This window comes from Tunturiibacter gelidiferens (assembly GCF_013410115.1).
GTDB classification, from domain to species: domain Bacteria; phylum Acidobacteriota; class Terriglobia; order Terriglobales; family Acidobacteriaceae; genus Edaphobacter; species Edaphobacter gelidiferens.
The window spans coordinates 1,770,435-1,796,765 of the sequence record NZ_JACCCV010000001.1 but is presented as its reverse complement, the minus strand read 5'-3'; the positions used below and the strand labels follow the sequence as shown (position 1 = coordinate 1,796,765).

Annotated in this window: 20 protein-coding genes and 1 tRNA gene; 8 read left to right on the top strand and 13 right to left on the bottom strand. The window is 53.3% G+C overall.

What is annotated here, in order from left to right:
- Positions 1–169 precede the first annotated feature (169 nt).
- On the top strand, positions 170–1,000 hold the full coding sequence (locus HDF12_RS07610; RefSeq protein ID WP_179581931.1) for a cytochrome c oxidase assembly protein: 831 nt from the start codon (positions 170–172) through the stop codon (positions 998–1,000).
- A gap of 154 nt (positions 1,001–1,154) precedes the next feature.
- On the opposite strand, the gene HDF12_RS07605 is transcribed toward HDF12_RS07610, so the two are convergent.
- The 7 genes from HDF12_RS07605 to HDF12_RS07575 all read right to left on the bottom strand — a co-directional run bounded on the left by HDF12_RS07605 (position 1,155) and on the right by HDF12_RS07575 (position 11,366).
- Positions 1,155–1,230: transfer RNA gene (locus HDF12_RS07605), tRNA-Ala, on the bottom strand.
- 201 nt (positions 1,231–1,431) lie between these two features.
- A complete protein-coding gene (locus HDF12_RS07600) occupies positions 1,432–2,835 on the bottom strand; it encodes an Eco57I restriction-modification methylase domain-containing protein (RefSeq protein WP_179581930.1) in 1,404 nt (467 codons plus the stop codon).
- Between the two features lie 50 nt (positions 2,836–2,885).
- Positions 2,886–3,635: a hypothetical protein gene (locus HDF12_RS07595; RefSeq protein ID WP_179581929.1), complete on the bottom strand. Its 750-nt coding sequence runs from the start codon at positions 3,633–3,635 to the stop codon at positions 2,886–2,888.
- A complete protein-coding gene (locus HDF12_RS07590) occupies positions 3,628–4,770 on the bottom strand; it encodes a response regulator (protein ID WP_179581928.1) in 1,143 nt (380 codons plus the stop codon). The genes HDF12_RS07595 and HDF12_RS07590 overlap by 8 nt, the downstream gene beginning before the upstream one ends.
- 4 nt (positions 4,771–4,774) lie before the next feature.
- The gene (locus HDF12_RS07585) at positions 4,775–7,033 is read right to left on the bottom strand and encodes a sensor histidine kinase (RefSeq protein ID WP_179581927.1); all 2,259 of its coding nucleotides are present in this window, start codon (positions 7,031–7,033) and stop codon (positions 4,775–4,777) included.
- 173 nt (positions 7,034–7,206) lie between these two features.
- Positions 7,207–10,140: a DNA polymerase type-B family protein gene (locus tag HDF12_RS07580; RefSeq protein WP_179581926.1), complete on the bottom strand. Its 2,934-nt coding sequence runs from the start codon at positions 10,138–10,140 to the stop codon at positions 7,207–7,209.
- 617 nt (positions 10,141–10,757) lie between these two features.
- Entirely contained in the window at positions 10,758–11,366 is a 609-nt protein-coding gene (locus HDF12_RS07575; protein WP_179581925.1) for a hypothetical protein, read from the bottom strand.
- A 219-nt stretch (positions 11,367–11,585) separates the two neighbouring features.
- Here HDF12_RS07575 and HDF12_RS07570 point away from each other — a divergent pair, with 219 nt between their 5' ends.
- The 4 genes from HDF12_RS07570 (at position 11,586) to HDF12_RS07555 (ending at position 15,713) form a co-directional block, all read left to right on the top strand.
- Entirely contained in the window at positions 11,586–12,152 is a 567-nt protein-coding gene (locus HDF12_RS07570) for a hypothetical protein (protein WP_179581924.1), read from the top strand.
- Between the two features lie 80 nt (positions 12,153–12,232).
- Positions 12,233–13,810: a CRISPR-associated endonuclease Cas1 gene (cas1, locus tag HDF12_RS07565; RefSeq protein ID WP_179581923.1), complete on the top strand. Its 1,578-nt coding sequence runs from the start codon at positions 12,233–12,235 to the stop codon at positions 13,808–13,810.
- 157 nt (positions 13,811–13,967) lie between these two features.
- A complete protein-coding gene (locus tag HDF12_RS07560) occupies positions 13,968–14,708 on the top strand; it encodes a hypothetical protein (RefSeq protein WP_179581922.1) in 741 nt (246 codons plus the stop codon).
- 12 nt (positions 14,709–14,720) lie between these two features.
- Complete coding sequence (locus HDF12_RS07555; protein WP_179581921.1) at positions 14,721–15,713, top strand: hypothetical protein; 993 nt, start codon at positions 14,721–14,723, stop codon at positions 15,711–15,713.
- A 778-nt stretch (positions 15,714–16,491) separates the two neighbouring features.
- Here the strand turns inward: HDF12_RS07555 and HDF12_RS07550 are convergent.
- The 4 genes from HDF12_RS07550 to fbp form a co-directional block, all read right to left on the bottom strand.
- Positions 16,492–17,274 carry a hypothetical protein gene (locus tag HDF12_RS07550; RefSeq protein ID WP_179581920.1) on the bottom strand — a complete coding sequence of 261 codons (783 nt, stop codon included), beginning with the start codon at positions 17,272–17,274 and terminating at the stop codon, positions 16,492–16,494.
- 4 nt (positions 17,275–17,278) lie between these two features.
- Positions 17,279–17,515 (bottom strand): hypothetical protein, encoded by a 237-nt coding sequence (locus tag HDF12_RS07545; RefSeq protein WP_179581919.1) that lies wholly within the window; start codon positions 17,513–17,515, stop codon positions 17,279–17,281.
- Positions 17,516–18,026: 511 nt separating this feature from the next.
- Positions 18,027–18,287 (bottom strand): alanyl-tRNA editing protein, encoded by a 261-nt coding sequence (locus HDF12_RS07540; RefSeq protein ID WP_179581918.1) that lies wholly within the window; start codon positions 18,285–18,287, stop codon positions 18,027–18,029.
- Entirely contained in the window at positions 18,284–19,312 is a 1,029-nt protein-coding gene (fbp, locus tag HDF12_RS07535; RefSeq protein WP_179581917.1) for a class 1 fructose-bisphosphatase, read from the bottom strand. The genes HDF12_RS07540 and fbp overlap by 4 nt, the downstream gene beginning before the upstream one ends.
- Positions 19,313–19,566: 254 nt before the next feature.
- Between fbp and HDF12_RS07530 the strand changes: the two genes are divergently transcribed.
- Positions 19,567–21,177 carry a hypothetical protein gene (locus tag HDF12_RS07530; protein ID WP_179581916.1) on the top strand — a complete coding sequence of 537 codons (1,611 nt, stop codon included), beginning with the start codon at positions 19,567–19,569 and terminating at the stop codon, positions 21,175–21,177.
- A gap of 132 nt (positions 21,178–21,309) precedes the next feature.
- Positions 21,310–22,638, top strand: a complete 1,329-nt coding sequence (locus HDF12_RS07525) for a M24 family metallopeptidase (RefSeq protein WP_179581915.1) — start codon at positions 21,310–21,312, stop codon at positions 22,636–22,638.
- Positions 22,639–22,838: 200 nt separating this feature from the next.
- On the opposite strand, the gene HDF12_RS07520 is transcribed toward HDF12_RS07525, so the two are convergent.
- Positions 22,839–23,393, bottom strand: coding sequence for a TetR/AcrR family transcriptional regulator (locus HDF12_RS07520; protein WP_179581914.1), 555 nt, complete (start codon positions 23,391–23,393; stop codon positions 22,839–22,841).
- 154 nt (positions 23,394–23,547) lie between these two features.
- Here HDF12_RS07520 and HDF12_RS07515 point away from each other — a divergent pair, with 154 nt between their 5' ends.
- Positions 23,548–24,321, top strand: a complete 774-nt coding sequence (locus HDF12_RS07515) for an SDR family NAD(P)-dependent oxidoreductase (RefSeq protein ID WP_179581913.1) — start codon at positions 23,548–23,550, stop codon at positions 24,319–24,321.
- Positions 24,322–24,382: 61 nt separating this feature from the next.
- Here the strand turns inward: HDF12_RS07515 and HDF12_RS07510 are convergent, their stop codons facing one another.
- Positions 24,383–26,296: a CocE/NonD family hydrolase gene (locus HDF12_RS07510; protein ID WP_179581912.1), complete on the bottom strand. Its 1,914-nt coding sequence runs from the start codon at positions 26,294–26,296 to the stop codon at positions 24,383–24,385.
- Between the last annotated feature and the right edge of the window lie 35 nt (positions 26,297–26,331).

Sequence of the window (26,331 nt, the reverse complement as noted above, 5' to 3'; positions counted from 1 at the left end):
GCTACGCCGGCACATTGCATCTAGGTACCCCAAGGCTTTAGCCTTGGGTTTCTCCATCAGCGATTGACGTGGGGCTTTAGCCCCTGGGGTATGCATTCCCATCCCAGCCGAAGTCTCCGTTCCGCAACAATCGCCAAACACGAATCAACCCCGCATATAACCTACTCAAATGCCTCCTGAATACAGGGCGATCTTCGACGAATGGTCCCCTCCGCTCTTCCTCACCACGGCGCTGCTCCTCAGCGTCGTCCTTTACACACGCGGCTGGTACGCCATCCGCAAGACGAGGCCCGCACTCTTCCCCACCTGGCGCCTCGTCTGCTTCAACCTCGGCATCGCGACCATCTGGGTCTCCATCGCCTCACCCATGGACGGCTTCGCCGACGCACTCCTCAGCGCCCACATGGTCGAGCACCTCCTCCTGATGTCCTTCGTCCCACCGCTTCTTCTCCTTGGCTACCCACAGGTCCCACTCCTCCGCGGCCTTCCCCACGACGTGACTGTCCATCTGCTCGCCCCCTTCCTGCGCATGAAGTGGCTCCGCACCCTCGGCCACTTTCTCACTCGACCTCTCGTAGCATGGCTCGCGATGAATCTCACCTTCCTCCTCTGGCACATCCCCGCCGGCTACGACTTCGCCCTCGAGCACGAACACTGGCATGAGTTCGAGCACATCTGTTTCCTCTCCACATCGATCCTCTTCTGGTGGCCGCTCATCCGCCCCTGGCCTACGACCTCGCGCTATCCAGGCTGGATCATGCTGCCGTATCTGGTCGTAGCAGACATCGTCAATACCGCGCTCTCCGCCTTCCTCGCCTTTTGCGACCGCCCCGTCTACACCTACTACCTCGAGCGTCCAAACCCCTTCCACATCGACCCCATCGCCGACCAGCGCGCCGGAGCCGTCATCATGTGGGTCCTGGGCTCGCTCATCTTCCTCATCCCAGCCATCTTCGTAACCTTCCGCCTCCTGCACCAAGAGAAGACCCGCCTCTCTTAGAGGCGCACCCAACCTCTACCTCCGACCAACGGGAGGACCAGGCACTCATCGTGCCGAGACAAGGTAGACGAGTCACGAAGTGACCGCCGCGCGCAGCGGACCCCGTCCGGCAGGACATTTGCCTCAAAAAAAATTATCTATGAAGTTATTTCTATGGTGGAGCTGAGCGGGATCGAACCGCTGACCTCCTCGTTGCGAACGAGGCGCTCTCCCAACTGAGCTACAGCCCCCCACCAAACTCGCCTCACGCACCACTTTCGCAGGCCCGAGACAGCCGAAACAACATCTCCGAGTGTATCAGCAACCAACCTCACACTCAAACCGAGGAGGGGATAGGAGATAGAGGGCGTTAAAACTGCCCTCTAAGGGTCTTGCCTTTGTCCGGTTAGCGGTCAAGCGGATTTGACCGTTCCTGCCTTACAGCATTTCTTCTAGTGTTTCGCAAACCATTCATCGGCCATTTCGATCGCCAACTTAGTATCACCGTCAATAAATAATTGAGCAGCGGATCGATAGGCGTCAAAAGCGCCATGCACTTCAGTTCTCACCGGAAGCGTTATACCGGCAATGTCCGATGGCTCGAGCTTTCTCAGCCCATCAGCGTAATTTCGAGTCCGCGCTGCAAGCTGAGCCCGACTATAGGTTGTCAGTAGAGAAAATGAACATGCGGCTTTTGCATCTCGACTCTTAAGGTTTTTATTGAAACGAATCACATAAAGCGTGTTGGTAGCTGCAAGTCTGTCCATTTCATTCAAGGCGATGCAGGGTCCATCTGTACTTACACCGCTCATAAATCCATGGAAATCAGATGGAAGACCTACCGAATACCAAGGCGTGCGTTTACTGACCCAACCAGATGTCCGGTCACATCCGCCTCTTTTATGAGGCAGACGGAGGTATGCTTTCACGGCCTCATTCAAAAGGTCTCCCGCCTGAGGATTGAATAGATAGGAGCGATCTCCTGAATCTCTAATTTGCCTCCAGACGCTGGTGCGTATTGAAGGAGCCGTCAAATGCCGAGCTCGCGTAACAACGGGAATCAGGCAGCTTTCTGGTAACCGTAGTTCCTGACGTCTTGATTCCGAGAGGAGAAAATATTTGGCATCACCGGTTACCGCTCCCAATCGAACTTGGAGCAAGTCACCTGCTCTACGGACCTCTCTTGACGGCGCTTGAATATTAGTACGAATTGCGGGAGCAGAAGGCCGAACCGGTGGCCTCAAACCTCTGACCAAATCCTCTTTTCGTTCGTAAGTGTGAAAGCTGTTAATTCGGTTTTTAAGTCCGAAACCAAAACACTGGATTACGTAGCTCCCGTCTAGAACAGAGTCAAAAAGCGGTTGCTTGCTTCTATGACAAACAAACTCTTTGAACAAGGACGGTAATTTGTGTCTAAGATCGGCGGCGTAGTCCGCATATCCCCACGCAGCCGGCAGTACAAAACTAAGATGACCGCCCGCATTGAGAACTTTGAGACTTGCAATCAGAAAAGAGGCCCAAAGATTGCCGTTTGAACCTAGAGGTTTCAGTGAACGCCATTCAATCTCTGAAGCTCTGGTTCGAAGCGCTCCCCGCAGTCTCTCGATTGCGATAAAAGGCGGATTGCCGATGATTCGGTCGAAGCGAGCTGGCTCCTCTGAAGACCAAGACAAGAAATCGACTCCTCGAACTGGAATACACTTTTGATCGCTCTTGGACTTTCGTCGATCGAGATCGATACCGAATACTGTCTCTCTTTCAACTCCAAGTGCTGAAATTTCATCGACGAACGCACCGCGTCCAAAGCTGGGCTCCAGCCACAAGGCTCCCCTTTGATGTCCAAGAGCGCGTGTCATGGCCGAGGCTAATGGCGCAGGTGTATAGACGCGACATGAGTTCATAAACTTCAATTTAGCCCAAAGATGTCAGAATGAGGCTTTGCCCTCTTTAGAAAGGTCCAAGGGGACCATATGGAATCCGCCACGATGTCTCTTTGCCATTCAAGAAGATTCCTCATGCGATTTTGTTGAATTGCTGACCATTTAATATGATCTGACGAGGTTGGGCGCGCAGATTTGATCCACTCAGATTGAAAGAGCTCTGAGATGACGAATTCGGCGGCTGCTAACGGCGATGTTAGAAGACTTGGGAAACGGGGTACTGGAAATGTTTTCGGATAAGGGGGTTGTTCATCTTCGTGTTGCACTTGGATATGAAAATGGCAACCGGGAGAATCTGCATCACCTATATCAGATTGCCAAGCAGTCAACAGTTCCTCAGTATCGTCGTCGCGTTTCGAGAAGACCTTTACTGTAGTTGATGCCAATCCTGTAAGATGGAAAATCTTTTGTGGTAGTTTCTTCTTTGATTTTTCCGCCGGACATCTGATCTCCCATTTTGTGGAAATCGTCGCGAATACATCCAATTGGCCGTGACGGTCGTAATGTCCCCTGCTGACGGCAGTCTTCAGCGGCCGATCTTTTGAAATGATCCAGTGGGAGACGCCCTGCGGCTTCTCGCGTTCTATGAATTGCAGCTGCCGCGAGTAATTCGCTAACACACCGGGCGCAGATTCATCGAGGAACCCCCTCGCAACGGCCTCGAACGTTTGGATTTCTCGAATCATGTCGGAGAACTTGAAAGCAATTTCACTCACTAACTTCCGCCCCCAGCTCTTCACGGTCCGAGTCGTCTTCCAGCGCTATCTGCAAGGCTTCACTCTCTCTGACGAGTGTCTTCTTGGCCCAGGCGGAGTCTGCGTAGGGAGGCCAGTCATCCGGACGAAGTCGAAGACACTCAGAAGCATCAGCCACGCCTACAAATTCATAGTCCTTCCCGACGCTTGCGACTGGATTTTTCGCATTGATGAAGCGCGCATTAGGTAGCTTGGACACTAAAGACGCAGCCAGCGCTGATCTATCGAAAGGATTTTCTCGAGTAAGCTCCCAAATCAGCAAATCTACTCCGGCCTTCCAAAATCTTGTCTCATGGAAATCGTGGAGTAGCCCTTTGAAGACCGTAGGAGCTAACCAATCACCAAAGTCCGGATTATCCCTCTGCCCCGCCTGGAAGCTGTCCGGTTCTATACCTAATCGGATTGCCACTTGGGCCCCGTCAAGGAGAAAGGTCGGATAAGGCAGAATACGCTGCAACATCCATCGTATAAACGCTAGACCGTGACTCCATGTCGAGAGTTCCTGAACGGGAGGGTGGCATCGTGCTAGGTCTAAAACCGCTGCGGAAGCCCAGATTGTTGATTCTGGTAGAGCCAACAATTCATGAAGGGTCTGGTCCTTCCGCGCAGTTGAGTCGTGAGGCCACATAGCAGGCAGCTGCCGCACCCCATTTGCAAGACTTAGCAACTGCCGTGAGGTATCCGAAAATGAGCTGGTCTTCTGAAAGGCCCATTCAATTTTAGCCACGCTGGCTACCATATGCTCGCGGCGCGTCGGAGGGAATGGTTCGGTAAGACTCTGAAGGTCTGCGCTAAGGACCGCGATCGCGACGGGTCTATCCGATTTTTTCGACCTGTAATACGAACGTAAAGTTTCAGCTACTGCTAGACCGTCCCCTGGCTTTAATGTCACTTGAGTGACATGTTCCCGCTTCTCCCAATCTTCTAGATTGAAATCCACAAGTATCAAGTCTGCAGAATCGAGATCCGCCTCGTCGACATCGTCGAAGGAGCGCTTCAGTATGTGAGCCTGCAATTCACAAAGACGGGCTATTCCGTCAATTTGTTCAATGACGTCATCTACAAAGAGAATCGTCGGTAGTGGATTTTTTGGCATAGAATCACTTCGCAAATTGGATCTCAACGGCAGTGGTATAGGGTGGCGATGGCTTTACGAAGGAGATGGAACAATCATACTGCTCGAGAATGTTCCGCGTAATCGTCAACCCCAGTCCCATACCCTGCCCTAGAACGCTGTCTACGCTCGTAGTCGTCGATTCAAATGGGGCAAACCATCTTTCGGAATCTTTTAGATCAACTCGGATGCCAGTGTTCTCGATACGAACCGATGCTCCCCCGCTCTCAATAGCGCGACCGGAAGCACTTACCTTACCGCCGCGATTAGCTGCTTTGATAGCATTCGTCAGAAGGTTGGTAAAAACACTGGTTAGTTCTGCGGGAAACATCGGAGGGGATTTAAGGCCTTCCGGAATGCTACTAACGATCTCTACACCCTTCTGTTCTGCGACTCGCTGGAGGAGTCGTTCTGCCGAATCGAAACGTGAAGAAATTGAGACCCTTCCCCGACGCCTGCGCGCGTCTGGACTGTTTACATCGATTAGATAGGAGGCCTGTCGCTCCAGTTGGCGGCGTAAATCTGCAATCGATTTAAGAGCACGGTTGAGTTCCCGTCTGGTGACGGCGGAAAACTCCTGCTCGAGGAGACGTTCGATCGATTTTTCGACTCCCTGCGCCATCCCCAGTGCCGCGTTGATCTCATGCACGAATGCGGACATTTGAGATCCGACCGAAGCTAGAACTCGCAACATGGCAGACTCTGTGTCGATGTTTTTTGAAATCGACTGCAAACGAGTTTCACTCGCTTCTAATGCGGTCCTCGCAAGTTCCACCTGTCCTTTCGCGATCAGCTCTCGGACACCGGACAAGGACTTCACAGCAACTTCGAGAGTCTCGGGTTCGATGATCTCTGCTGGTAGTTCTGGAAGTGGCGGCGGGATGAGCATCGCCCGGTCAGATTTAGGCGCTTTTGCGGCGGCACGGGCGCGGACGCTCAAGTCGATCCCCAACCGAATCAGACTCACGAGAGACTCGAAACTGTCGTTCGGAATAAAACCCTCTCTATTGACAAGCATTTCCAATTCGGGCGCTCCCTCTTGAGTAAGAAAGATACAGCCGTAATAACTGCGATTCGGGAGAATTGAAAGCAGCGCGTCCCTATCGTCAGGCTCCTCTGAAGTCGCGAAGCCGAATTCCGTGAGGTAAGGCGATGTCCGTCCACGTTCCGCATAGCTGCGGTCAAGTTGAAGCCAGTCGTTCGATCTTTCGCCGTAAGGTAGGACTCTAAAGCCCTCCATGAATACGCGAATACCGGAGTTTGCTGCAGCCCATTCCTTGAGAGGACCGCCGCCCTGCTGTCCCTCCTTAACTATGATCCGCGCTTGAAAACTAGGAGCGCTTTTGCCCTTATCTCGTCTAATTGAATGCTTCTGAATTTTCGCTGTCGGATAGGCTTTGCGGAATTGAACCGTGGGAATTAGATGATAATCTATCGAGTTCGGGAAGCTCGCGGCATCAATCTCGATGAACCAGTCGGCGCTTGCAGCGAAGGTAGGCCAATAATTTTCTCCCGTTGCAAAGTCTCCTTGTAATTTTGAGACAAAAGGAGCCGTCCTTTTTACGTCGGAGATTTTCGGCGATTGGAGAAGAAAACTGTAGGGCTTGATGCTCTCCTTGGTCGGATTTATTAAGAATTCCGAAGGGGAAAAGCTTTGTACCTCTGACACGAAGCGAAGCAACTCTCTATCGCTCCATGAGCGACGAAGACGCTCAAGCCGGATCTCTGTACCTTCTTTCGATTTTTCTCTTTTTGGCTTCGGCTCCACAATCACCGCAAGGCTCTTGTCCTCGGACGCCAGATCTTCCAACGTTAGGTACTGTTCCACCAAAGCCCAATCGATCTTGGCTTTTACGCCAATTGTGGAACCAATTTCAGAACCCGGAATGGACTCCACTTTGAGCACTTCAGCCAGTTTGTGCGCTGCCAGTCTTCCTATTCCTTTAGCCCCTGTAAAGCGCCGTTTGAAGCGGAGCGATCGGCGGTCACCTTGTTCCTTAGAGCGCGATGCGATCCTCAGAAAACCCTGAGAAAACGCTGATTCGGTCATCCCCGTTCCGTTGTCCGAAATCTGAATGAAAGAGACTTTTTTATTGCTCAGAGAGTGACCATACACGATCACTTCCGTGGCATCAGCATCGTACGAATTTTTTATCAACTCAATAAGAGCAGTTGAGTCGCGTGCGACGAGCAGTTCTCCTAGCTCTCGAAAAACATGCGTATCCACCGTAAAGCTGACGCCCAAATGGAGCTCCTCAAATGCACCTAACATCATTATCGGGGCAAGCAACACCATTGCACTGAAGAATTTCGTTCGGTAGCCGAGAATCGCACCACCGTAAGGTGCTGACAGACTAGAGAATCTACGCTGTGGCCACCAATCCGGACTTGGAGCAACAACCGACCAGGAAGTTGACTTTATAACCCATTTTCAGTTCTGCTTGTCGCATTACGAGCTATGTCGGTAAGGCATCTTTGATTGTTAAGATGAGGCCGGGATCGACCAGCTCTGATGTCCATCAATGCGCGTCGAGAAAGTCCGCTCTCACTGACCAAGAATGGCAGCGGCATTTGTTTCAACGCGGGCAAAATCTTCGTTTGCCATTCATCACGGCTCGGGTCGACATATTCCGTATAGACGCTTCCATGGGAATGAACGAGTCCCGCATCGACATCTTCCAGATGATTAGATTCTTTGCCAATGTATTTGATTTGATCGACGCGAACGTGTCGACGTTGAAGCAATCCGACCGTCTGCTTGTCACAGGGATTTCCCGTTGCATCTGAGCATTTCGATTCAGGGTGAAATTCATATTCACGAAGAACGTCCTCGTAAGTTTTGACCAGAGCCGTTCGCGCGCTTCCTGTGTGCCCGGAGGTCGTAATCCTATAACTGTTCCCCGTGTACTGATCAATCGGTTCCAGTTTGAGCCACTGAGAAGGCTTATTGTTGTACGACGCGATGAGGTGGAACTGTTCGGGGTCCGCTCCTTTGGGATGACCAAACGGCTTTACGTGGAAGGATAATAGGAAATTGAAAGGTTTGACCTGTTCCGAATAGGGTATACCCTCGTTCAGTTTCGCCAATGGCCGGATGACAGCGGGGCTGCTTATAGTAAGTCGGCCAACAGCAGGCAAATCTTCAAATCCGACAGCCATCGCCGGTAAACCGAGTGCGTTGCGCACCATATTGAGCCATACCTGTCCGACCCACTTCCGGTCGTCACTTTCGGGATCGGTTGGATTTAGTAGATGCCCAAGGCCATGCTCAGACCATCGATCCTCATCGTTGTTGACACCCTTTCTGAGCAGTTCAGGATTGCCATGTTTGTCTTTGAGGAACAGAGCATACCGCTTGGCGGAGATTGCATAGCAGTAAAGTTGCCGCTGCTTTCTGGTTTTCGGGTCGAAATTATCTCCTTCGATTTTCAGAACTGATCCAGGTATAGCATGACGATCATAGGGATTGAGAGCCTCAAACCGCTTAGCAATTTTATCAACCTCTTTCCACGAGAGGGCTTTGATCGCGGGCTGGCCATCTTTTAGATGCGATCCGCCTGGACACGGAATGAGTCCGCCGCGCTCTGTTGCCACGATTGCCATCGAGTCGGTATCTTCCATCGCATACGTTTCTCCTTTCTCGGACACGCAATGCTCCAGCAGCGACAGCATGAGTCGTGCACCGCTTGTAATCAGAGCAGCAAGGGGTGGGAAACAATATTTGCCCGGAATCTCTGGATGTTTGACCTTGCAGGCAAACGGATCAGGATCGATGCCATGACAAAGAACATCAACCTTCTCATCCGATTCCTGGCGGTTCATCTCCGCGTAAATGCCGTAGCTTGTGGAATTCGCGAGCACTTTGAGTGCTTTGTCCAGCCGACTCTTTTCAGACTTTGGCATGTCTGTACCAAAATCTAATCTTTTGCGCTCCTCAATGACGACCTTGAAGAGATCTTGGTTGCGAGTGTCAACCTTGATCGCCTTACGGAGACTAATTGGTTTTAGTCCCTTAGATTTGCCTTTTGCCTTCAACCGGAAGGCATCGACGATCTTCGGAACGCGACCAGTTAAAATCATGGACGCAACGACATCAGGTAATGCAAACCAGAGCGCAGTCGAGTTCTCTACTTCGCTGTAAATGTGATTTGCGCCGACCTGCCAATCATTGCTTGCAGTGGCGTATTTGCTCCTGGAAGGCAGAATATCGCCGTCGGGGATTATTTGGACAAACGCCGCGAGATTTTTCCAGGTATCCGGATTAAATAAATGATCAGCCGAAACGCAATTAAGGAAATCTGTTATTTCTTTTTCGCAGTGTTCATCAATTGTGATTTCCCGAGCAGTTACGAATTCCCAAAGACCCATGTTAATGTTCACGGTTGGATACATCGAAAGAAAATCCGTGTAAACCACCGGAATTGGAACTTTTCTGATATGCGCGCTTGTGCGTCCACCGAAAAATGCCGATTGAGCGTATCCAAGATATTTCTTCGGAAAATCGGGCTGTCGCTCAAGAATTGGCCTAATTCCCATTGCTTGCAGGTGAGCTTTACCAATCGAAGCTGGTGAATATGCTTTTGTTGGCTGCAGATCTATCGGATGTTTATCAAATTCTGCAAGCAGCTTTTCCGCTAATTCCGCCGTGGCCAAAACATCTCGGCGGTTGTAATCAATGTATTCGCTTGTAATTCCGCCATTGTGTTCGGCATGTTGTTTTCCGTGTTCCACTTCGAATGCTTTGCACGCATCGGCCAGAGAATATCCCCGATCCGTTAGCGCGAAGGCCAACGTTCGCAAATCAAGAAAATGCCCACGGAATTTATATCCTTCCTCTGGCTCACCGGTTGGCGATCCATCAGGAATGAGGTCTGATGGGTCACATCCGTTACGACCCGTAAATCCCTTAAGGGCTCGTTTTCCATCAATGTGTTTTATACCCACTCTCGGCCTAAACCGGTTTTCGAGTTGATTGCCTAACTTGTCAATATATGGCCAAAGACTGAAGGAGAATCCACCAGCGAACCTTCCGCGCGCTGAGGTCGCATCGCGAGAGATTCGTGACAAGTCAAATGGGAGATTAAAGCCAACCAGTAGGCAGCGGCCCTTATACACTGCCGAATAAAACTTCGAAAGAAATTGATGCAATGTGAGGAGCTTTAATTTTGTGTTGTTAGCTTCTGCTGGATGCTCCGCAGCGTAACGCTCAAGAACCTTACGCTCTTGCTCTGGCAGATCGTTGGCGAAGAATAATCCTTCTTCATGGCACTCTCCTTTGATCAAAAACCGATAGCTCCCGAACGTGAGCCGCTGAGTTGCATCAATCCGCGTTTCTGTATCGAACACCAGCATGGCATCAGGCCGTCTCCACTTCTTGGGACGTTGAGAGCCTGATCGTGGATTCTCCGCTGCTGGGCTTGCTATCTCTGGATATACGCGAACTGCTATTGGAAGCGATGTAATTCGTGACATTTGTTCTTACCCTTTCCTTGCAAACTGAGCTATAGGCGTACCGGACCACCAGTCTGGCCCTAGTCGCTCGATCAAAAGTGTGCTCAATAACTCCAGCATCTCGGCGATCCAACTCAATAACCTCTTAATGAGGTGACAGATCGTGTCGATGAATCCTCGAATGCATCCTGCCGCAGACAGCAGCGGACAGCCCATAGGGTTTTCGAGTGTTTCTTTTGGCCATTCATGCTGAGCGACGCTTAACACAGCCCAGTGATCGTTGATCCACATCTCTAGAGTGACGGGGCTGTTCGCTCTTCCCCCAACGTGATGCTTGTCCGTGATGGGACGTCCCATCTTCTTTCGTTGGCACGCGGCGCAGATACCCTTGTTTCCTGCAAGTGCTTCAATTCGTGTCTCGCCACACGTGCAGCGGTTGTTGTTTCCAACGCGGCGTGCAGCAGACGACTTGCGTTGGTAGGCCTTTATGGGATCTGACGGTGGTGGTGGCATATTCTTCATGTAGTCCTCGCGTACAGGGATTCAAACGACAAAACACCAGCAGATCCCAAACGGTTCAAAGCGCTGAGATCAACCGACAACGGTATATCAACGCCATTTGCATCTCTGATGTGCTTGCCCTGAAACTTCTTGAGCGAGGATGAGTCGCCAGTTTGCAAATAGCGGTGGAGAGAGTTCCAATATTCGGCAAGCAGCGTCACTTGTTTGGAACCCTTCACTGCAATGTCGCGCGGTCCGTCTGGTGTCGGAATCATGACTAGTCGGAGCAAATTGTCGGACTTCTTAGCCACGTATTTGCCATTCATTTGTTTTTGCAGCGCTGCTTTACCCCACCTGGTTACGGTGCGTGGGCTGATGCCTGCATTGCGCGAAGCCTGGGTGAGTGAGACCTTTTCGCGGCGCATCTTCGAGACCACGCCGAGAACTCGGTCCCAGGTATCCTTGAATCTTTCGGGCTTCGCCGAGTATTCGGCTTCTGTGCGAGGAGCAGCAAGCTTCGCTTTGGATCGCTTTTTGCGCATCGCAAGCTTCGCTTTCTGCTTTTTTGATACTTCTCGTGCGTCAGCTTTTTCAGGCTTCTTGCGCTTATGATTCTTCGTTTCCAATTCACTGTCCTCTCGATCTCAACACTGGTCAACGATCGCGAGTATGAATGGTTTACTGAGTCACAACAATTGGATAACGAGTGCTTTCTGTACGGCAGAAGGGGTCGAACACATCTGGCTTCCTTGAGTCATAAGGGGTGCCACCGGTTGTGACGCAAAGGACTAGCGGCCCAGAGCGGTTTGGTACCCTTACATGGCACTGGATCACTGGAGAATTCATTGACGGCAGAGAACCAAAGGAAGATTCTGGAGGCTACCTCACGATTGTTCAGGGCCGTATCAAGCGCTATGGACGGCGAGCCTTGCAGCTATGAAGAAGGAATTCGCTTTATCCGTGAGTATGGCAACAGAACGCTTTTCGATCTATTGCTGGTGATTATTAAAAGAATGCTGCCGGTGGTTGGTCAGGAACAAACTCTGACTTCCGAATCGATTCCTAATTTTCTCGATGCCATGGATACCTGGCAAAGGGCTGAGGATCTCCTGGCCAGCTTCCCAGATCCGGACCCAAGAAATCTCGAAAAAGTCCTCCGGGAAGTGGATTTATTTCTGCCTTCGGTTCGCCAAATTCTGGTTCCCTTTGCAAAACAATTGCCTCCCCCTCCGGGTGGCCCCCCTCGAAAAATTCCACTGGAGGAAGAGCCTAAAGTCCGCGAAGAAGTAGCGCGATATTTCAAAGATGGTTATTCTCTGCCGAAAGCTAAGGAAAAGGTGGCACGCAACCGAGGTACGAGTGTGTCAACTATTCAGAGAATTCTTAAGAAGGGAACCTCGGAAAACGATTAAACTTTTGATAGAAGAAGAGCGGGCTTGTTACCTGTTAGAGCAGGCGCCAAGCCCTGACCGACACAGGAGCACGAACTCCAATGGCAGCTACTCAGACCCTAGCGCAAGCGTCAGCCTTGCGCAAATCTGTTGAATTTAGTCCACAACCGAGCGATATCAACCCAGTTTCGATGCGACCCCGCAAGGGTGTCATAGTCCTCTATGGTTATGGGACTAGCGTTCGCGTAGATCGAGGTCACCTAGTTATCGAAGATGGAGTGGGCTCTGATCGTTACATCGGTCGCTTCCCACGAGTCGGAAATGGACTCGAGCGTCTGGTCGTGATTGGTGCAGATGGAGTAGTGTCACTCGCTGCCCTGCGTTGGCTTGCCGATCAAAACGCATCGTTCGTCATGCTGGAGCGGAATGGTAGAGTTCTAGCGACAACCGGTCCTGTACGACCGTCGGACATTCGATTACGTCGAGCGCAGGCACTAGCCCATCACACCGGTGTGTCATTCCGGATCAGCCGAGAGCTGATTGATCGTAAGCTCGCGGGGCAAGAGCGTGTGGCACGAGAATCATTACACGATGAACAGACCGCAAGACGCATCACCGAAATTCGGTCCGAATTGGCTGAAGTCGATTCCATCGAAGCTATCCGATTTACAGAAGCGCGTGCGGCCAAAGTTTATTGGAATGCATGGCGAACGCACTCTATAACTTTTCCAGAAAAGGAGCTGATCCGCGTCCCTGAGCATTGGCGCAACTTTGGGTCCCGCGTCTCTCCGTTGTCAGGGGGATCACCTCGACTCGCCACTAATCCTGTTAATGCAATTCTGAATTATCTTTATGCGTTGCTGGAGGCCGAGTGTCGTCTTGCTGTTGCTGCACTTGGTCTCGATCCCGGAATGGGTGTCCTGCATATGGATACGGCTAATCGAGATAGCTTGGCTTGCGACCTGATGGAACCCATCCGCCCGGATGTCGATGCGTATGTGCTCAATCGGATCATAAACCGACCCCTCAAGCGGCGCTGGTTCTTCGACGAACGTAATGGGAACTGCCGTCTGATGGCTGACTTGACGGAACGGCTCGCAGAAACGACGTCTACATGGGCACGCCTCGTCGCTCCAGTCGCAGAATGGGTAATGCAGCAGATTGCTTCAACGACAAAAACCAGGAGAACAAGTCCCGCAACACGGTTGACCCAGAATCGCAAACGTGAGGTTAGAGGCGGGAAGCCTCAAATTATTCCCAAGCCATCACTGAAACTCCCAAATGTGTGTGGCAACTGCGACAATGAGATCGTAAGAGGAAGCGAGAAATGTAAATCTTGCGCCCTAGAAGTGACGACTCTGAACTTAATCAGAGCCGCATCTCAAGGCCGTATCGTATCCCACACGGCACAAGCCGAGTCCAAGAGGTCCCAGACGCAGCTTGCCAATCGAGCAAGTCAACGAGCGTGGTCAGCTTCCGACCAACCTACTTGGCTCACAGCTGAATTCTACTCAGATAGGATTCAACCGATCGTTTCTTCGCTCTCAGGCCGAGCACTCGCTCGTCATCTCAAGGTTTCACATGGCTACGCGATTGAAATTCGACATGGCCGAGTGCCGCATCCACGACATTGGCGTACCTTAGCAAGCCTGCTAGGGGTTGTCCGTATAGATGCCTAAGTCCGTAGACCTCCGCTAGTGCTCAGCGACACCAAGCTACTTACGACGTGCACAACACTTCCCGGCATAACTATGGTTAAATGCGTTGACGACCAGCCAGTTTAATCGGAAGATTACGTCTATTGTCAGAGCCCCATTGCGTGGAGATTAGGATCGGATGCTAGCCTCATGGAGATTGGGCTCACGGCTGGTCAGCTTTTTCCTAGCAGGTGATGACGATGATGACGATGACGATATTCCTTCCCCGCAACCCACGCCCCAGCCCAACGATTCGACGTCTCCGGCTGCAGGCGAAGGATCTGCCGTTCCAGGCTCGGACCAAGCGCCGAATTTGCTCAATCAGCAGAGTTCTGGAATAGATAATCCAAACGGTACAGGGCTGGTGCTCCCAGAAATCGGAAACGATTTCGCAAATCCCGCTGGAAGCTTAGATTTTCGTTTGGGAAACCCCCAGGACTTTCAGTTCGCTAGCGCCTTTGGAGATTTCGATAAGGAGTTTGCGCGTGACGCCCTGGATTTCTATTCTCTCGGCGTCTCGATTGGAGGCCTTTCCACCGGTCATACCGATCTGTCAGGTTTGTACTTACCCGATACCAATACCCTTGCGGCAGGTGCGCTTGGTGCCGCAGTTGGCGCGCTCATAGGATTCGCAGCGGGCACCATGATCGGGGGCCTACCCGGTGGTGTTGCGGGTGCTGACGCCCTACTTGAACCTGGTTTCGAGATTGGCGTAACTGTTCAAGAGGGAATTGATGACGTGCTCACACGTTCAGCCGCCGTCATGGGTATCGAACACGAGACCGATGCTGAGGATTCGCGGCCTGTGCCGACTGGTTTCCCCACACCGTCCCCAAACCTTTGGGACGAAGATCGTCAACAGCTGTCGAGATTGAAATGACCGAGGAAATCCATGACAAATAACATATCGCGAAGAGGATTTATAGCTCTGATGACAGCCGGACAATCGACACTGACTCACAAGAAGAAGCCTGGCAAGGCAATAAAAATTACAGCTGACGCACCTCCGGGACCGAATTTTATTCCCTTTACCCAACGCGACTGGCAGGGTGAAGCTTCCCTTGTGCCGGTTGGGCCAGCGGTAGATCCTTTTGCGCCACTTGAAGACCTAAACCAAGGTGATGTATTGAAAAAGAGGAAAGAAACGGTCAGAGGGATAGGCCTCAAGACCGGAAGAATAGATAGTGGTATCAGGCTGCCTCAGGTGCCAAACACCGATTTTCGCTATCACCAAGTCGAACAGCTTCTAGGGCAGATGGCATCCCTCCTTGAAAGAGGTATTGCTACTAGAGCGGAATGGCAAGGACTAGGAGAAAGAAGCTTAGCTACTCAACTTCAGCTTTTGGAATTCTCAGATCTAGATGATGTTCATGGAGATGAAGTTGCGAGCGGATACTATGCATTTCCACTCATTCAATCTCTCGGGGATTTTATTGCTCAAAGCGACAGTGATCCAGATCCGAGTAATCGAATCATCGATAAGCTTGCAAGTCTTGCGACGAACGGACAGGGCTATCCTGCTTTGCCCACAGATATACCGGGTACTGAAGCCTTCCTACAAGCTACCAGTACCGAGGGGACACAGTGGGGGTCTTGGGATCGAGCCACTGCAGCAGTGTCCAAGGCAAGCTACGATAATGTTGACATCACGTACCGCCGACGTAGAACCGAGGCTGCAAGAAGAATCAATGCGCTGAAGTTGCAAGCTTTTACTGATAACGGTGGAATTATTAACTTTGAAGAGCGACGTACAATTTTGCAAAAAAGGTTCAAACAGGATTTCGAAACTGCATTAGCTCGCATCCCGTCGATCAAGTTAGGGATATATATGGGTACAAACTCGCTTTGGACGATGCAGACTGCATTTTCGATAATTCCCTGTTAGCTATACGCGCAGGAATGGAATGGCTCTTACGATTCAGTGCTCAAGAGCAAAATTACATCTTTCCCGTATCCGTACGAAGTTTGATAGGCGCAGGTTGGAGTGCTGGTTTAGACCCAGATAAGCAGGGGGGAAAATGGAAGATTACGATCCCTCTATCCCTATTTCCATCCCAAGCCCATGTTCGACTAAGGGGTATTAGCGTAACAGTTGAATCAGAAAGCTCCAACGCAATATTTCAATCATTACTCATGGCTCCGATAAAGGGAACCGTTGTGCACCTAGACGGGACATCGAGGACGATCGATCAAAGTACAACGCCTCCTGTCAGAGTTGGACGCGTACAACGCTTAGATAGCCAGCGTGTACCAGATTTAGTGGGTACACTTTCTCTTCACAACGTCAGTCCGATTGGAGAATGGATGGTGGCAGTGGCATCCAGTTCCCAGCCGCTGTCGTTTTCAGCAAATCCACCGCCAATACAAAGTCCTAAAATTGTTTACGGGCAAAATGCAAAAATCAACGATGTCATCGTTCATCTGACACTAGCAGTCCGGAACATTTAGACCCCCATCGGTGAAGTAAGCGTTGTTACTCGGTTATTTTTGAGGGTAGGGTAAGACTTCCTGTTGCTATGGAGAATCTTGAGGAGGGGCAGTTTTGGGGCTCTCTCTCGGCCAGCGGTCCGCGTCACTCGCGGTGCGCGGATTTGGGACCTGGCTAGGGTCAATCCAAATTGATCTCTTACGACACCATGGAAAACGGGTGGAGTCCACCAGCGTCAGTGCATTCGGTTAGCAGCTGTGAGAGCCTCAAGGGGAGTTCCTGACGCGATTGCCGCCGCCGCCTCGGTATTGGCCTCTTTGCTCGCAGCAACCACAGCAATCTTGCGAAAAATCGTCGTCTCAGTTTCGGACTTGAACCATCGTGCACCACCAAAGCCCACGATGATCGCAGTGCTCAACTCAGAAAGTCGCAGCGAAGCTTTTGGCGACAATGCTAATTCTCCCACAAGTACAGAAGTTTGTGTCGCTAGCCAAGCGACCACAGCAGCCATCGATCCCACAAACACGACCCCGATATATCCTGGGCGAAAGACGCCCTGATCTATTGTAGGCAAGTGGAGACCAGAGTCTCCAATAAATACATTCACAAAGCCACCAAGGGCTCCGCAGATTGCCACGGCGATGAGTTCCCACCACAAGTGCCGTGTCGTCCTTGAAGTGCCGAGCGATTCGGCCGTAGATGGATTTTTTTGATCCGTGGCTTGTGGGCGCTCCCGTTCCGACATGTTAGCTTCTACCTTAGAGTGAGGCGCGTTCTTTTGTTCTGATGGTTGCTCTACGGGTTGGGTACGAACCGGTGGGGCGGGGCGATCCCCAACTGGAACATCGTTTCGCCTGACGCCATCAGCAGGATAGATGAAGGCGTAAGCACCCAATATAGCAACTGCGAGGAGTATTGAACCGAAAACGAATGATGCATATACGTAGGTCGCGCCTAAGAAGCCTGTAACCGTCAAACGGTCGACAAGTCGTTGAAAAATAATCTGGATTCGCCTCATATATTCAAGCTCGTAAGCCTAAAAGGCGCAGACAGGCTCGTAGGCTAAAACAAGCTACTAAACCTATGTCCCCTGCATCAAACAGCCACTCTTTAGGAAAGCGCCCGAAAACAAACGCGCTATGGAAAAGAAGTCCGACCAAAAATTCACCAACCTTCAAAATCAACAAAAACCCCAACAATTGAATGAATTCGAGAAGAAAGTTTTGCCCCTCATGCAAGAGCTCTGCTTTAAAAGTCATATTCAGTCCGCGAGGCATGACGACACTATAAAGCATTTTGAATTTGATAGGCGCTCAGCCATCGGGGATGGTGACAGCGGGCATTCTGATAGCTAGTCGCACTTCGGCCTCTCATTTGTTCGCGGCAAATCGTCACCCAGGGCGGCGAAAGGGCAGTTTTACAGACCCCTATCTCCTATCCCCTCAAACCGAGGAGACCTTACAGTAAAGGGTCAGTTTGAATCTCCAGACCTATTCGGAATCGCCGTAGGCGGTACGAGGTTGGAACCAGGAGCCTCCCCCAAATGGACTCTTACTCGCAAAATCCGGAACGGGCAACAGGTACCCGCCCTGAATACTTGAAGTCTCCTGCATCCAACGCAGGTCGTACCAGACTTGCTGCCCTTCCTCAGACCAACTGCAGGCGAGATGCCCACTCTCCGTTTCCCATGATCTCTTCATCGCAAATCCCTCCGGCATCTGCCTAGGACTGATAAAAGGCTATATCTTTTCCGCCTCACGCCAAACCCACTCACGGCAAAACACCCACCCGCCCCATCACAGCAGTCCCAGCAGCCAGCGGTTTCTCCACCACATGCCACACCTCACCCGCATCCATCACCACCCCAAGCACCGGAACCACCAGCCGAGCCCCACTCCGCGCCACAGCCTCCAGCACCCCAACATCGCCCGCAACAAACTCTGTCCGATCCAGCGCCATCTGCCACCGCTGACGCCCCGCCACGCGAGACTCCTCACGAATATCAATCACCTCAGCCGCAAAGGAACTCACCGTGCACTCGCCGAAGTAGCCGCCGGACTAACCGCCGCCACCAAAGCCTCCATCTCCCGCCTGCTCCCCACACAAAACGGCGTCCGCTGATGAATCCCCTCCGGCTTGATATCCAGAATCCGCCCCGCACCATATGTCGCCATCCCACCCGCCTGCTCTGCAATAAATGCCAGCGGATTCGCCTCATACAACAGCCGCAACTTTCCCTTCGGCTGCTTCAAAGTCGGCGGATACAAAAACACCCCCCCCTTCAACAGCGTCCGATGAAAGTCCGCCACCAGACTCCCGATATACCGCGAGCTATACTCCTTCTTCAACCCACCCGTCCGCAACATCTCCACATACCCGCGATACTCCTCCGGCCACCCCGCAGCATTCGCCTCATTCACCGAGTAGTAACTTCCCTGCTCCGGCATCCTCATCTTCTCGTTGCTCAGCACAAACGCCCCAATCGTGGGATCGAGCGTAAATCCGTGCACACCATTCCCCGTCGTATACACCAGCACCGTCGAAGGCCCATACACCACATAACCCGCAGCAACCTGTCGAAACCCCGGCTGCAGAATCGACTCCTCCAGCGTCCCCAGCTCCGCAGGCATCCTCCGCAGTACGCTGAAGATCGTCCCCACATTTACGTTCACGTCAATATTGCTCGACCCATCCAGCGGATCGAACACGATAATGTACTTCCCCGTCTCCGCATCCCGGTTGAACGTCACCGGCTCCTCATCCTCTTCGCTCACCAGCGCCGCAACGCTGTCCCGCAGCCCCAGGCAATGCAGCAGAGCCTGATTCGCATAAACATCCAGCTTCTGCTGCTGCTCCCCCTGCACATTCTCCGCGCCAAACGCGCCATACACATCGCTCAATCCCGCCGACCGAATCTTTGCCTCAATCATCTTCGCGGCCAGCGTAATCCCGCTCAGCAACCAGCTGAATGTCCCCGTAGGCTCACGCCCCGTAGACTTCAACATCTCCTGTTGCTGCTGCAAAATATGCTGCTGCACCGTCGTAATCATCGCCATGCTCACGTCTCGCATTTGAAATTTTGGTCTGCTCGGATCCCAGAATCGAAGCCTATCATCCGTGCAATATTCAGTACAGTAAGCCGATTATCGCGCCGCTAGCTGGGAACACCACACTTTACACGCCATCCCTGGAGTGTTATCTTTTCCCCCTCATCGGGTAACAGTACCTCCCCCGGGACTTCCGGCCTTCCCTCGTCGTCGCCACCTTCTTGGGCCACGCTTCTCAAATCCTGCACCCCAGGAGCCCTCCCATGATCCAGACCCTTGGCAACACCACCAACTTCACCATCAACTACCAGGACACCAACTACACCACCAATCCCCCAACCCCTTTCGTCAACGTCCTGCAGCGCGCCCAACAGCTCAAAGCAACCTGTGAGGCCGACTTCACCCAGCTGAGAAGCTGGTTCGCCATCCACGACGGCTTCGGACCAACTAATCTCGTCACCCTCCAGATTGAACCTGACTCCTACGCGCACAACTTCGGCTACAAGTCTGACGGCACCACCTTCGTCCGCATGAACCCCTTCGACTCCTCCACCAATCAAGATCAGGCCAACGACGCTGTCCAGGCTCTTTTTGTGGCTGAGATCATCGAGGTCCTGATGAACTACCGCAACATCAAAGCAGGCCCGGGTAATATAACCTGGCATCCTTCCCAGAGCGACGGAGAGGCCCTCTCCCGCTTTGCTGCTGCACTCCTCCATCCCGTCGGCTACTACAACATTCTCGGCGCTCCCTTCGTCAACACCTGGCTGCAAAGCACCCGCCCGGACTGGGTCACCAAACTCGGAGCTTCCGACACGGATCTGCCCAGCTTAGGTTGCTCCCTCCTCTTCCTCTACTACCTATACGATCAACTCGACCTCACCATTCCCAACATTATTCAGAAAGGCGGGGCAACCCCTGAGCTGACCTATCAGAATCTCACCGGCCAGAACGGAGGCTTCACCCCCTTTAAGCAGCTCCTCGACACCTACCTGCCCTACAACACAGCCCAGCATTACACCAGCCTCCTCTCCGACAACCCTTTCCCGATCCTGCAAGGCAACAACAGGAGCATCTTCTTAAGCTTCTCCGAAGACCTGATCAAATCCGTAGCCGAGCCGCTGGTCGATCCAAGGGTCACCGTCAGTCCTTTCCTCACCTGTCCCGCAAAAGACTACCGCTACTCCGTCCTCGATCTCACCTGCAAGCTGCATTGCGTCGCCTCGGTCACCGGCTTTGCCCAACCCAAATTCTCCTGGCACGTCAACAGCCTGCAGGCCGACAACGGCGGCTCCATCAATATCACGACCCCCGTCACCGTAGACCTCGCCGCCCATCCCGAAGCCCCACAGAGCACCACCGGTCAGGACAACCTCTACTGGAGCATCCCGACAAACTCCTCCACCTACACCGGACCGGCTGGCGAGCTCGACCTCACCAACACCGGCTCCCCCCACCCCGGGCACGAGCACCTCACCATCCAGGTCGATGTAACCGAGGCCTTCGGCTCAACCGACTCGGTCTCCCAGATAGGGAGCGGCACCCTCGACACCAAAAAAATCGTCTACGAGCCCAGCTTCTACACCGACCGCCAACAATGCCTCCACAACTTCGTCCACGAGCTAGGCAAATACAAACTCGTCAACCGCATCCCCCTCATCTTCAACTTGCCCGATCCTCCTCCCGAGCTCGGCGACGGCATCCGCATTCTGGTCGAGATCATCCAGGAACTCCAGCTGCTTCGAGGCGAAAACAGCAAGCTCGCCGCTACAACCACCAAATACCTTTCGCAAAAGCTCCAGATCCCGCAGTCAATCCTCAGCGTACCTCTCGCCGCTTCACCCCCGGAGGCGGGCGGCCCCGTCATAGGGTAGATCAGTGCGCCTGTCGAGGATGGGACCGCCTGAATCCCTTCCTCGACACACATACCGTCACAACCCCACATCCGCACTGGCAGGTCTGCATGCGAATCAATTCCCTTGCATGATCACCCGCTATAATCGCGCATGCCCTCCAGACGAAGCTTCCTTCTGTCCGCTACAGCAGCAGCAGCCACCTCGTCTCTTTCTGTCCCAGCGCCTCCTCTCCTAGCGCAACGCCTCTCGGCCCCATCAACCTCAGAAGCCTCGCTTCCACCCGCTATCTCCGCTCTCACTAACCGACGCGCCGAAGCCGTCCCCATCACCCTCGCCGAGCGCGAACACCGCCTCGAACGCGCCCGCGCCCTCATGCACCAGCACAGCATCGACGCCATCGTCATCACCACCGGCACCTCGCTCACCTACTTCACCGGCCTCCGCTGGGGCCAGTCCGAGCGCTTCTTCGCCTGGTCCCTCCCCGCCACCGGCGCTCCCTTCATCGTCTGCCCCGTCTTTGAAGAAGGCCGCGTTCGCGAACGTATGGAAGCCAAACCCGCAGCTCTGCCCTCCGCCTCCACCACCCGCGTCTACACCTGGAACGAAGACGAAGACCCCTACCAACTCCTCGCCAAAGCACTTAAAGAGTCAGGCCTCGCTACCGGAAAGATCGGAATCGAAGAACGCACCCAGTTCGTCTTCGCCGACGGCATCAGTCACGCCAGCCCCGCACTTACCACCACCAGCGCTACCCCCATCACCTTCGGCTGTCGCGGCATCAAGTCTCCAGCCGAACTAGCCCTCATGCGGCTAGCCAACAACATCACCCTATCCGTCTACAAAGCCTGCTATGAGTCGGCGCAGCCCGGCATGACTAACCGCCAGTTCAGCCAGATGGTGGACCTCGCCTACACCCGTTGCGGTGTCACCGGCGACGCTAGCTGCCAGGTAGGCGAGTACTCCGCGCTTCCCCACGGGTCGTTACAACCGCAAGTAATCCGCGAGGAAGAGATCATCCTCATCGACGACGGCTGCACCGTCGAAGGCTATCAATCTGATATCTCCCGTACCTTCGTCCTCGGAGACCCCACCATCCCCAAGCTCGACAAAGCCCGCAAGGTCTTCGACATCGTCTTGAAGGCGCAATCCGCAGCCCTCGCCGCCGCCCATCCCGGCGCACCCTGCCACACCATCGACGCCGCCGCACGCGACCTCATCGCCGCCGCCGGCTACGGCCCCGACTACAAGTACTTCACTCATCGCGTAGGCCACGGCATCGGCATGGACGGACACGAGTGGCCCTACCTCGTCCGCGGCAACACCACACCCCTCGCCACAGGCATGTGTTTCTCCGACGAACCCGGCATCTACCTCCCCGGCGAGTTCGGCGTCCGCCTCGAAGACGACTGGCACGTCACCGAAGACGGCGGCAAAATGTTCACCCCGCAAAGCCCCTCGCTCGAACACCCCTTCGCATAAGCCTCAAAACCTGTCTAAAAACTGCAACTGAAGCTTTGTTTGCTGTTGTTCGTTTGTGTCGTCATCCTGAACGAAGTGAAGGATCCCTGTATTTTGCCTTTGCACTTGGTGTTGCCTGTTCTTCAACCCATCCCTCAATGCAACTCCCTTACGCATCTAATTTGGGAAAAATCCTGAGATCTTCGAAGCCATGGAAGCTGTCATACCAGACCCTTCCGCACCTCACTCAGAATTTCGTCCGAGAATCTCTCGTCCTCCACCGCACGGGCCAGTATCATCGCCCCCACCATCGAAGCCGTCATCCGAATTGCATCTCCCCGCGCCGACCTCCTGGAACGCCAGGGAAAGTGAGCCGTCACAGCCTGAATCAAGGCCTTCAGCCGGTCCGTGAACACACCCCTCACCTGCGGCTCGTGCCTAATCTCCGCCGAAAGACTCGCCATCGTGCATCCCGTACCGGGAGCATCACGATGAGCCGCACTCAAATACCTCTTCACATACTCCGCTCTCCCCTTGGCCGTGCCTTCGGTCGCATTCAATCCGTCTAACGTGTTCTCGAATCCAAGCAACACGCTCTCCGCCATCAACTCTTCCTTCGAGTCGAAGTGATTATAAAAAGGGCCATGCGTCAAACCCGTCGCCTTCATAATCTCGCTGACGCTCACACCGGAAAATCCCCTCTCGCGAAATAACCGCGACGCCTCTTCCAGAATCCGCGCATGTTTCTCCGCCGTCTCTGCTGCTGGATATCTCATCCCAACCTCCCGCTTGACTTTATACATGATACACGTCATGCTTAATTAAGATGAAACATGACAAACATCATGCATTGATTAAATAAAATGCAACTGCACCCAAACGTTGGCAGTCTGCAATCAAAGACATCGAACCTGACAAGAGGAAAACACCATGAAACTCCAAGGAAAGAAAGCACTCATCACAGGCGGCAATAGCGGCATCGGCCTCGCCACCGCTCAACTCTTCATCCAGGAAGGCGCACAAGTCGCCATCACCGGCCGCGACCAGAAGACCCTCGACGAAGCCGCCAAACTCCTCGGCCCCAAGGCCACAGCCTACCGCGCCGACGTCGTCGACTTCGAAGCGCGCAAAGATCTCTTCGCCAAAATTAAGAAAGACTTCGGCCACCTCGACATTGTCTTCGCCAACGCCGGCATCGCCGGACAAACCGCCACCGGCAACACCGACGAAGCGACCTTCGAAAACATCATCCGCATCAACCTCACCGGCGCGTTCTTCACCGTCCAAGAGGCTCTCCCCATCCTCAAAGACGGTTCTTCCGTCATCTTCAATGGCTCCGTCATCGGATCGCTTGGCCAGCCAGGCTACGCCGCATACGCCGCAAGCAAGGCCGGCCTCCGCGGTCTCTCCCGCTCCATGGCCGCCGATCTCGCTCCTCGCGGCATCCGGGTCAACGTCGTCGCTCCCGGACCAATCAAGACACCCATCTGGACCCGCAACACCCGCACCAGCGAAGAGAACGATGTTCTAGCAACGCGCATCGCCTCTACGATTCCGCTAGCCCGCTTAGGCGAAGCAGAGGAGCTCGCAAAAGCAGTCCTCTTCCTCGCCTCCGACGACTCCTCCTACGTCAACGCAGTCGAGTTCTTCGTCGACGGCGGCGTCGTAGGCACTCCCTTTGGCGGACCAGCCTTCCGCGGCTAAAACAACGGGCGATCGTGAAACACGCCGACGATCGACCGCACCTTCCTTGTAATCGCAGGTATTAGCGCTGCGGCACCACCAGCACCTCAACTCCACTAGCCGCGCCCGCATTCCGGTAAACACTCTCCGTCGCCTTCACGAACTGGTCAGGCTTCGCAAACGGAATATCCACAAACGTCTGCGGATTCCTGTCCACCAACGGAAACCACGAGCTCTGTACCTGCACCATAATCCGATGCCCCGTGCGGAACGTATGATTGACATCCGGCATCTCTGCATCCACCTCCACCATCTTTCCTGGCGTCAGCGCAGTCGGCTTCTCCCAGCTATCCCGAAACTTCGCCCGCATCGGCTCGCCCCGCACCAGTTGTTCATACCCGCCCATCAGAACCGGCGCAGCACCAACCACTCGCTTACCCACAGCGTCGCTCGAAGGATCAGGATAGTCATCCGGATAGACATCAATCAGCTTCACCACAAAATCCGCGTCTGTCCCGCTGGACGACACCTTTAGCTTCGGCCGCACCGGCCCTGCAACCGTCACATCCTCCGTCAACGGTTCAGTCTCATACGTCAATACATCAGGTCGCCGCGAGGCAAACCGCTGATCGTCATCCATATACCGTTGCGGCACCGTGTCCGTTGTGTAATCCACAAACGGCACAGGATGTGCCGGATCACTCACATACTCATCCACACCGGCCTTCTCGTTAGGAGCATCGAAGCTGAGCCTGCCGTCCGTGTGAAAATAGAGCATCTTCGCCGCCGCAGACTTTGGAGGCCACGCATCATACTTCTTCCAAACATTGCTTCCCGTCTCAAACACATAGGCCTTTGGCAGCACTCCGCCATCACGCCCCTTCAAATAATGCTCAAAAAACGGATACTCGATGTTCTCTCGATAGAACAGTGAAGTCTTCGAATTGAACGTCACATCGCCAAGACGATCGCCGTCGTTGCGCGACCATCCGCCATGCGTCCAGGGTCCCACCACCAGCGTATTCACCGCTCCAGGATTGAACTCATCGATCGCATGAAACGTCTTGAACGGCCCCGACAGATCCTCCGCATCGAACCATCCACCGACCGTCATCACCGCCGCATGCACATTCTTCATATGCAGCGAAAGATCACGTTTCTTCCAATACTCGTCGTACGTTGTATGCACCAACTGATCGTGAAACAAGAAGTTCGATCCGTCGAACGCCTTATCCAAACTTCCTGTCGGTCCGGCTTTCAAATAAAATTTGTAACTATCTGGAACACCTAAGTCGTACGAGGCCCGCTTCTCAGGCAGAACGGGCGTTTTCTGTGGCTTGAAAAAGATGTAAAACCCATAGTTTGCCGACAACATAAACGCGCCGCCATGGTACGCATCATCATTGAAAAATAGATTCGTCATCGGAGCCTGCGGACTAGCCGCCTTGATCGCTGGATGCGAGTCAATAATGCTGGCCGACGTATAAAATCCCGGATACGAAATTCCCGTAATCCCCACCTTGCCGTTGTTGTTCTCCACATGCTTCAGCAGAAACTCCACCGTGTCATACGTATCCGTCGACTCATCCACATCTTTATTTGACTTCTTATCATCGATATGCGGATTCATCTCCTGAAACACCCCCTCGCTCTGATAGCGCCCACGAGCGTCGCCACACACAAAGATGTAGCCCGACTCCAACAGCTCCTGGCTCACCCCCAGCCGCGTCGGCATCTTGTCCTCACCATAAGGGGCGCAGCTATACGGCGTCCGCGTCAGCAGAAACGGATACGGCCCCGCGTCCTTGAAAGCCCCTGCCTGTGGCGTATATACCGACACAAACAGCTTCACCCCATCCCGCATCGGAATGCGATATTCAAACTTCGCATAGTGGGTCTTGATGAACTCTTCCTGGCTCGCCGCTGGAGCCTGCGCCAGCACTCTACCAGCAACCATCGTCAGCAAACACAGCACAAGCGCGATCTTACTTTTCATCAACCCTCGAGGGAAAAACAGAATAGTGGAAGTCT

Coding starts and splice junctions, on each gene's coding strand:
- cas1 (WP_179581923.1), top strand. CDS start 12,233: ATGGCAGCTACTCAGACCCTAGCGCAAGCGTCAGCCTTGCGCAAATCT.
- HDF12_RS07550 (WP_179581920.1), bottom strand. CDS start 17,274: ATGAGGCGAATCCAGATTATTTTTCAACGACTTGTCGACCGTTTGACG.
- HDF12_RS07590 (WP_179581928.1), bottom strand. CDS start 4,770: ATGCCAAAAAATCCACTACCGACGATTCTCTTTGTAGATGACGTCATT.
- HDF12_RS07555 (WP_179581921.1), top strand. CDS start 14,721: ATGACAAATAACATATCGCGAAGAGGATTTATAGCTCTGATGACAGCC.
- HDF12_RS07580 (WP_179581926.1), bottom strand. CDS start 10,140: ATGCTGGTGTTCGATACAGAAACGCGGATTGATGCAACTCAGCGGCTC.
- fbp (WP_179581917.1), bottom strand. CDS start 19,312: ATGGCGATGATTACGACGGTGCAGCAGCATATTTTGCAGCAGCAACAG.
- HDF12_RS07530 (WP_179581916.1), top strand. CDS start 19,567: ATGATCCAGACCCTTGGCAACACCACCAACTTCACCATCAACTACCAG.
- HDF12_RS07610 (WP_179581931.1), top strand. CDS start 170: ATGCCTCCTGAATACAGGGCGATCTTCGACGAATGGTCCCCTCCGCTC.
- HDF12_RS07520 (WP_179581914.1), bottom strand. CDS start 23,393: ATGAGATATCCAGCAGCAGAGACGGCGGAGAAACATGCGCGGATTCTG.
- HDF12_RS07545 (WP_179581919.1), bottom strand. CDS start 17,515: ATGACTTTTAAAGCAGAGCTCTTGCATGAGGGGCAAAACTTTCTTCTC.
- HDF12_RS07510 (WP_179581912.1), bottom strand. CDS start 26,296: ATGAAAAGTAAGATCGCGCTTGTGCTGTGTTTGCTGACGATGGTTGCT.
- HDF12_RS07525 (WP_179581915.1), top strand. CDS start 21,310: ATGCCCTCCAGACGAAGCTTCCTTCTGTCCGCTACAGCAGCAGCAGCC.
- HDF12_RS07600 (WP_179581930.1), bottom strand. CDS start 2,835: ATGACACGCGCTCTTGGACATCAAAGGGGAGCCTTGTGGCTGGAGCCC.
- HDF12_RS07515 (WP_179581913.1), top strand. CDS start 23,548: ATGAAACTCCAAGGAAAGAAAGCACTCATCACAGGCGGCAATAGCGGC.
- HDF12_RS07560 (WP_179581922.1), top strand. CDS start 13,968: ATGCTAGCCTCATGGAGATTGGGCTCACGGCTGGTCAGCTTTTTCCTA.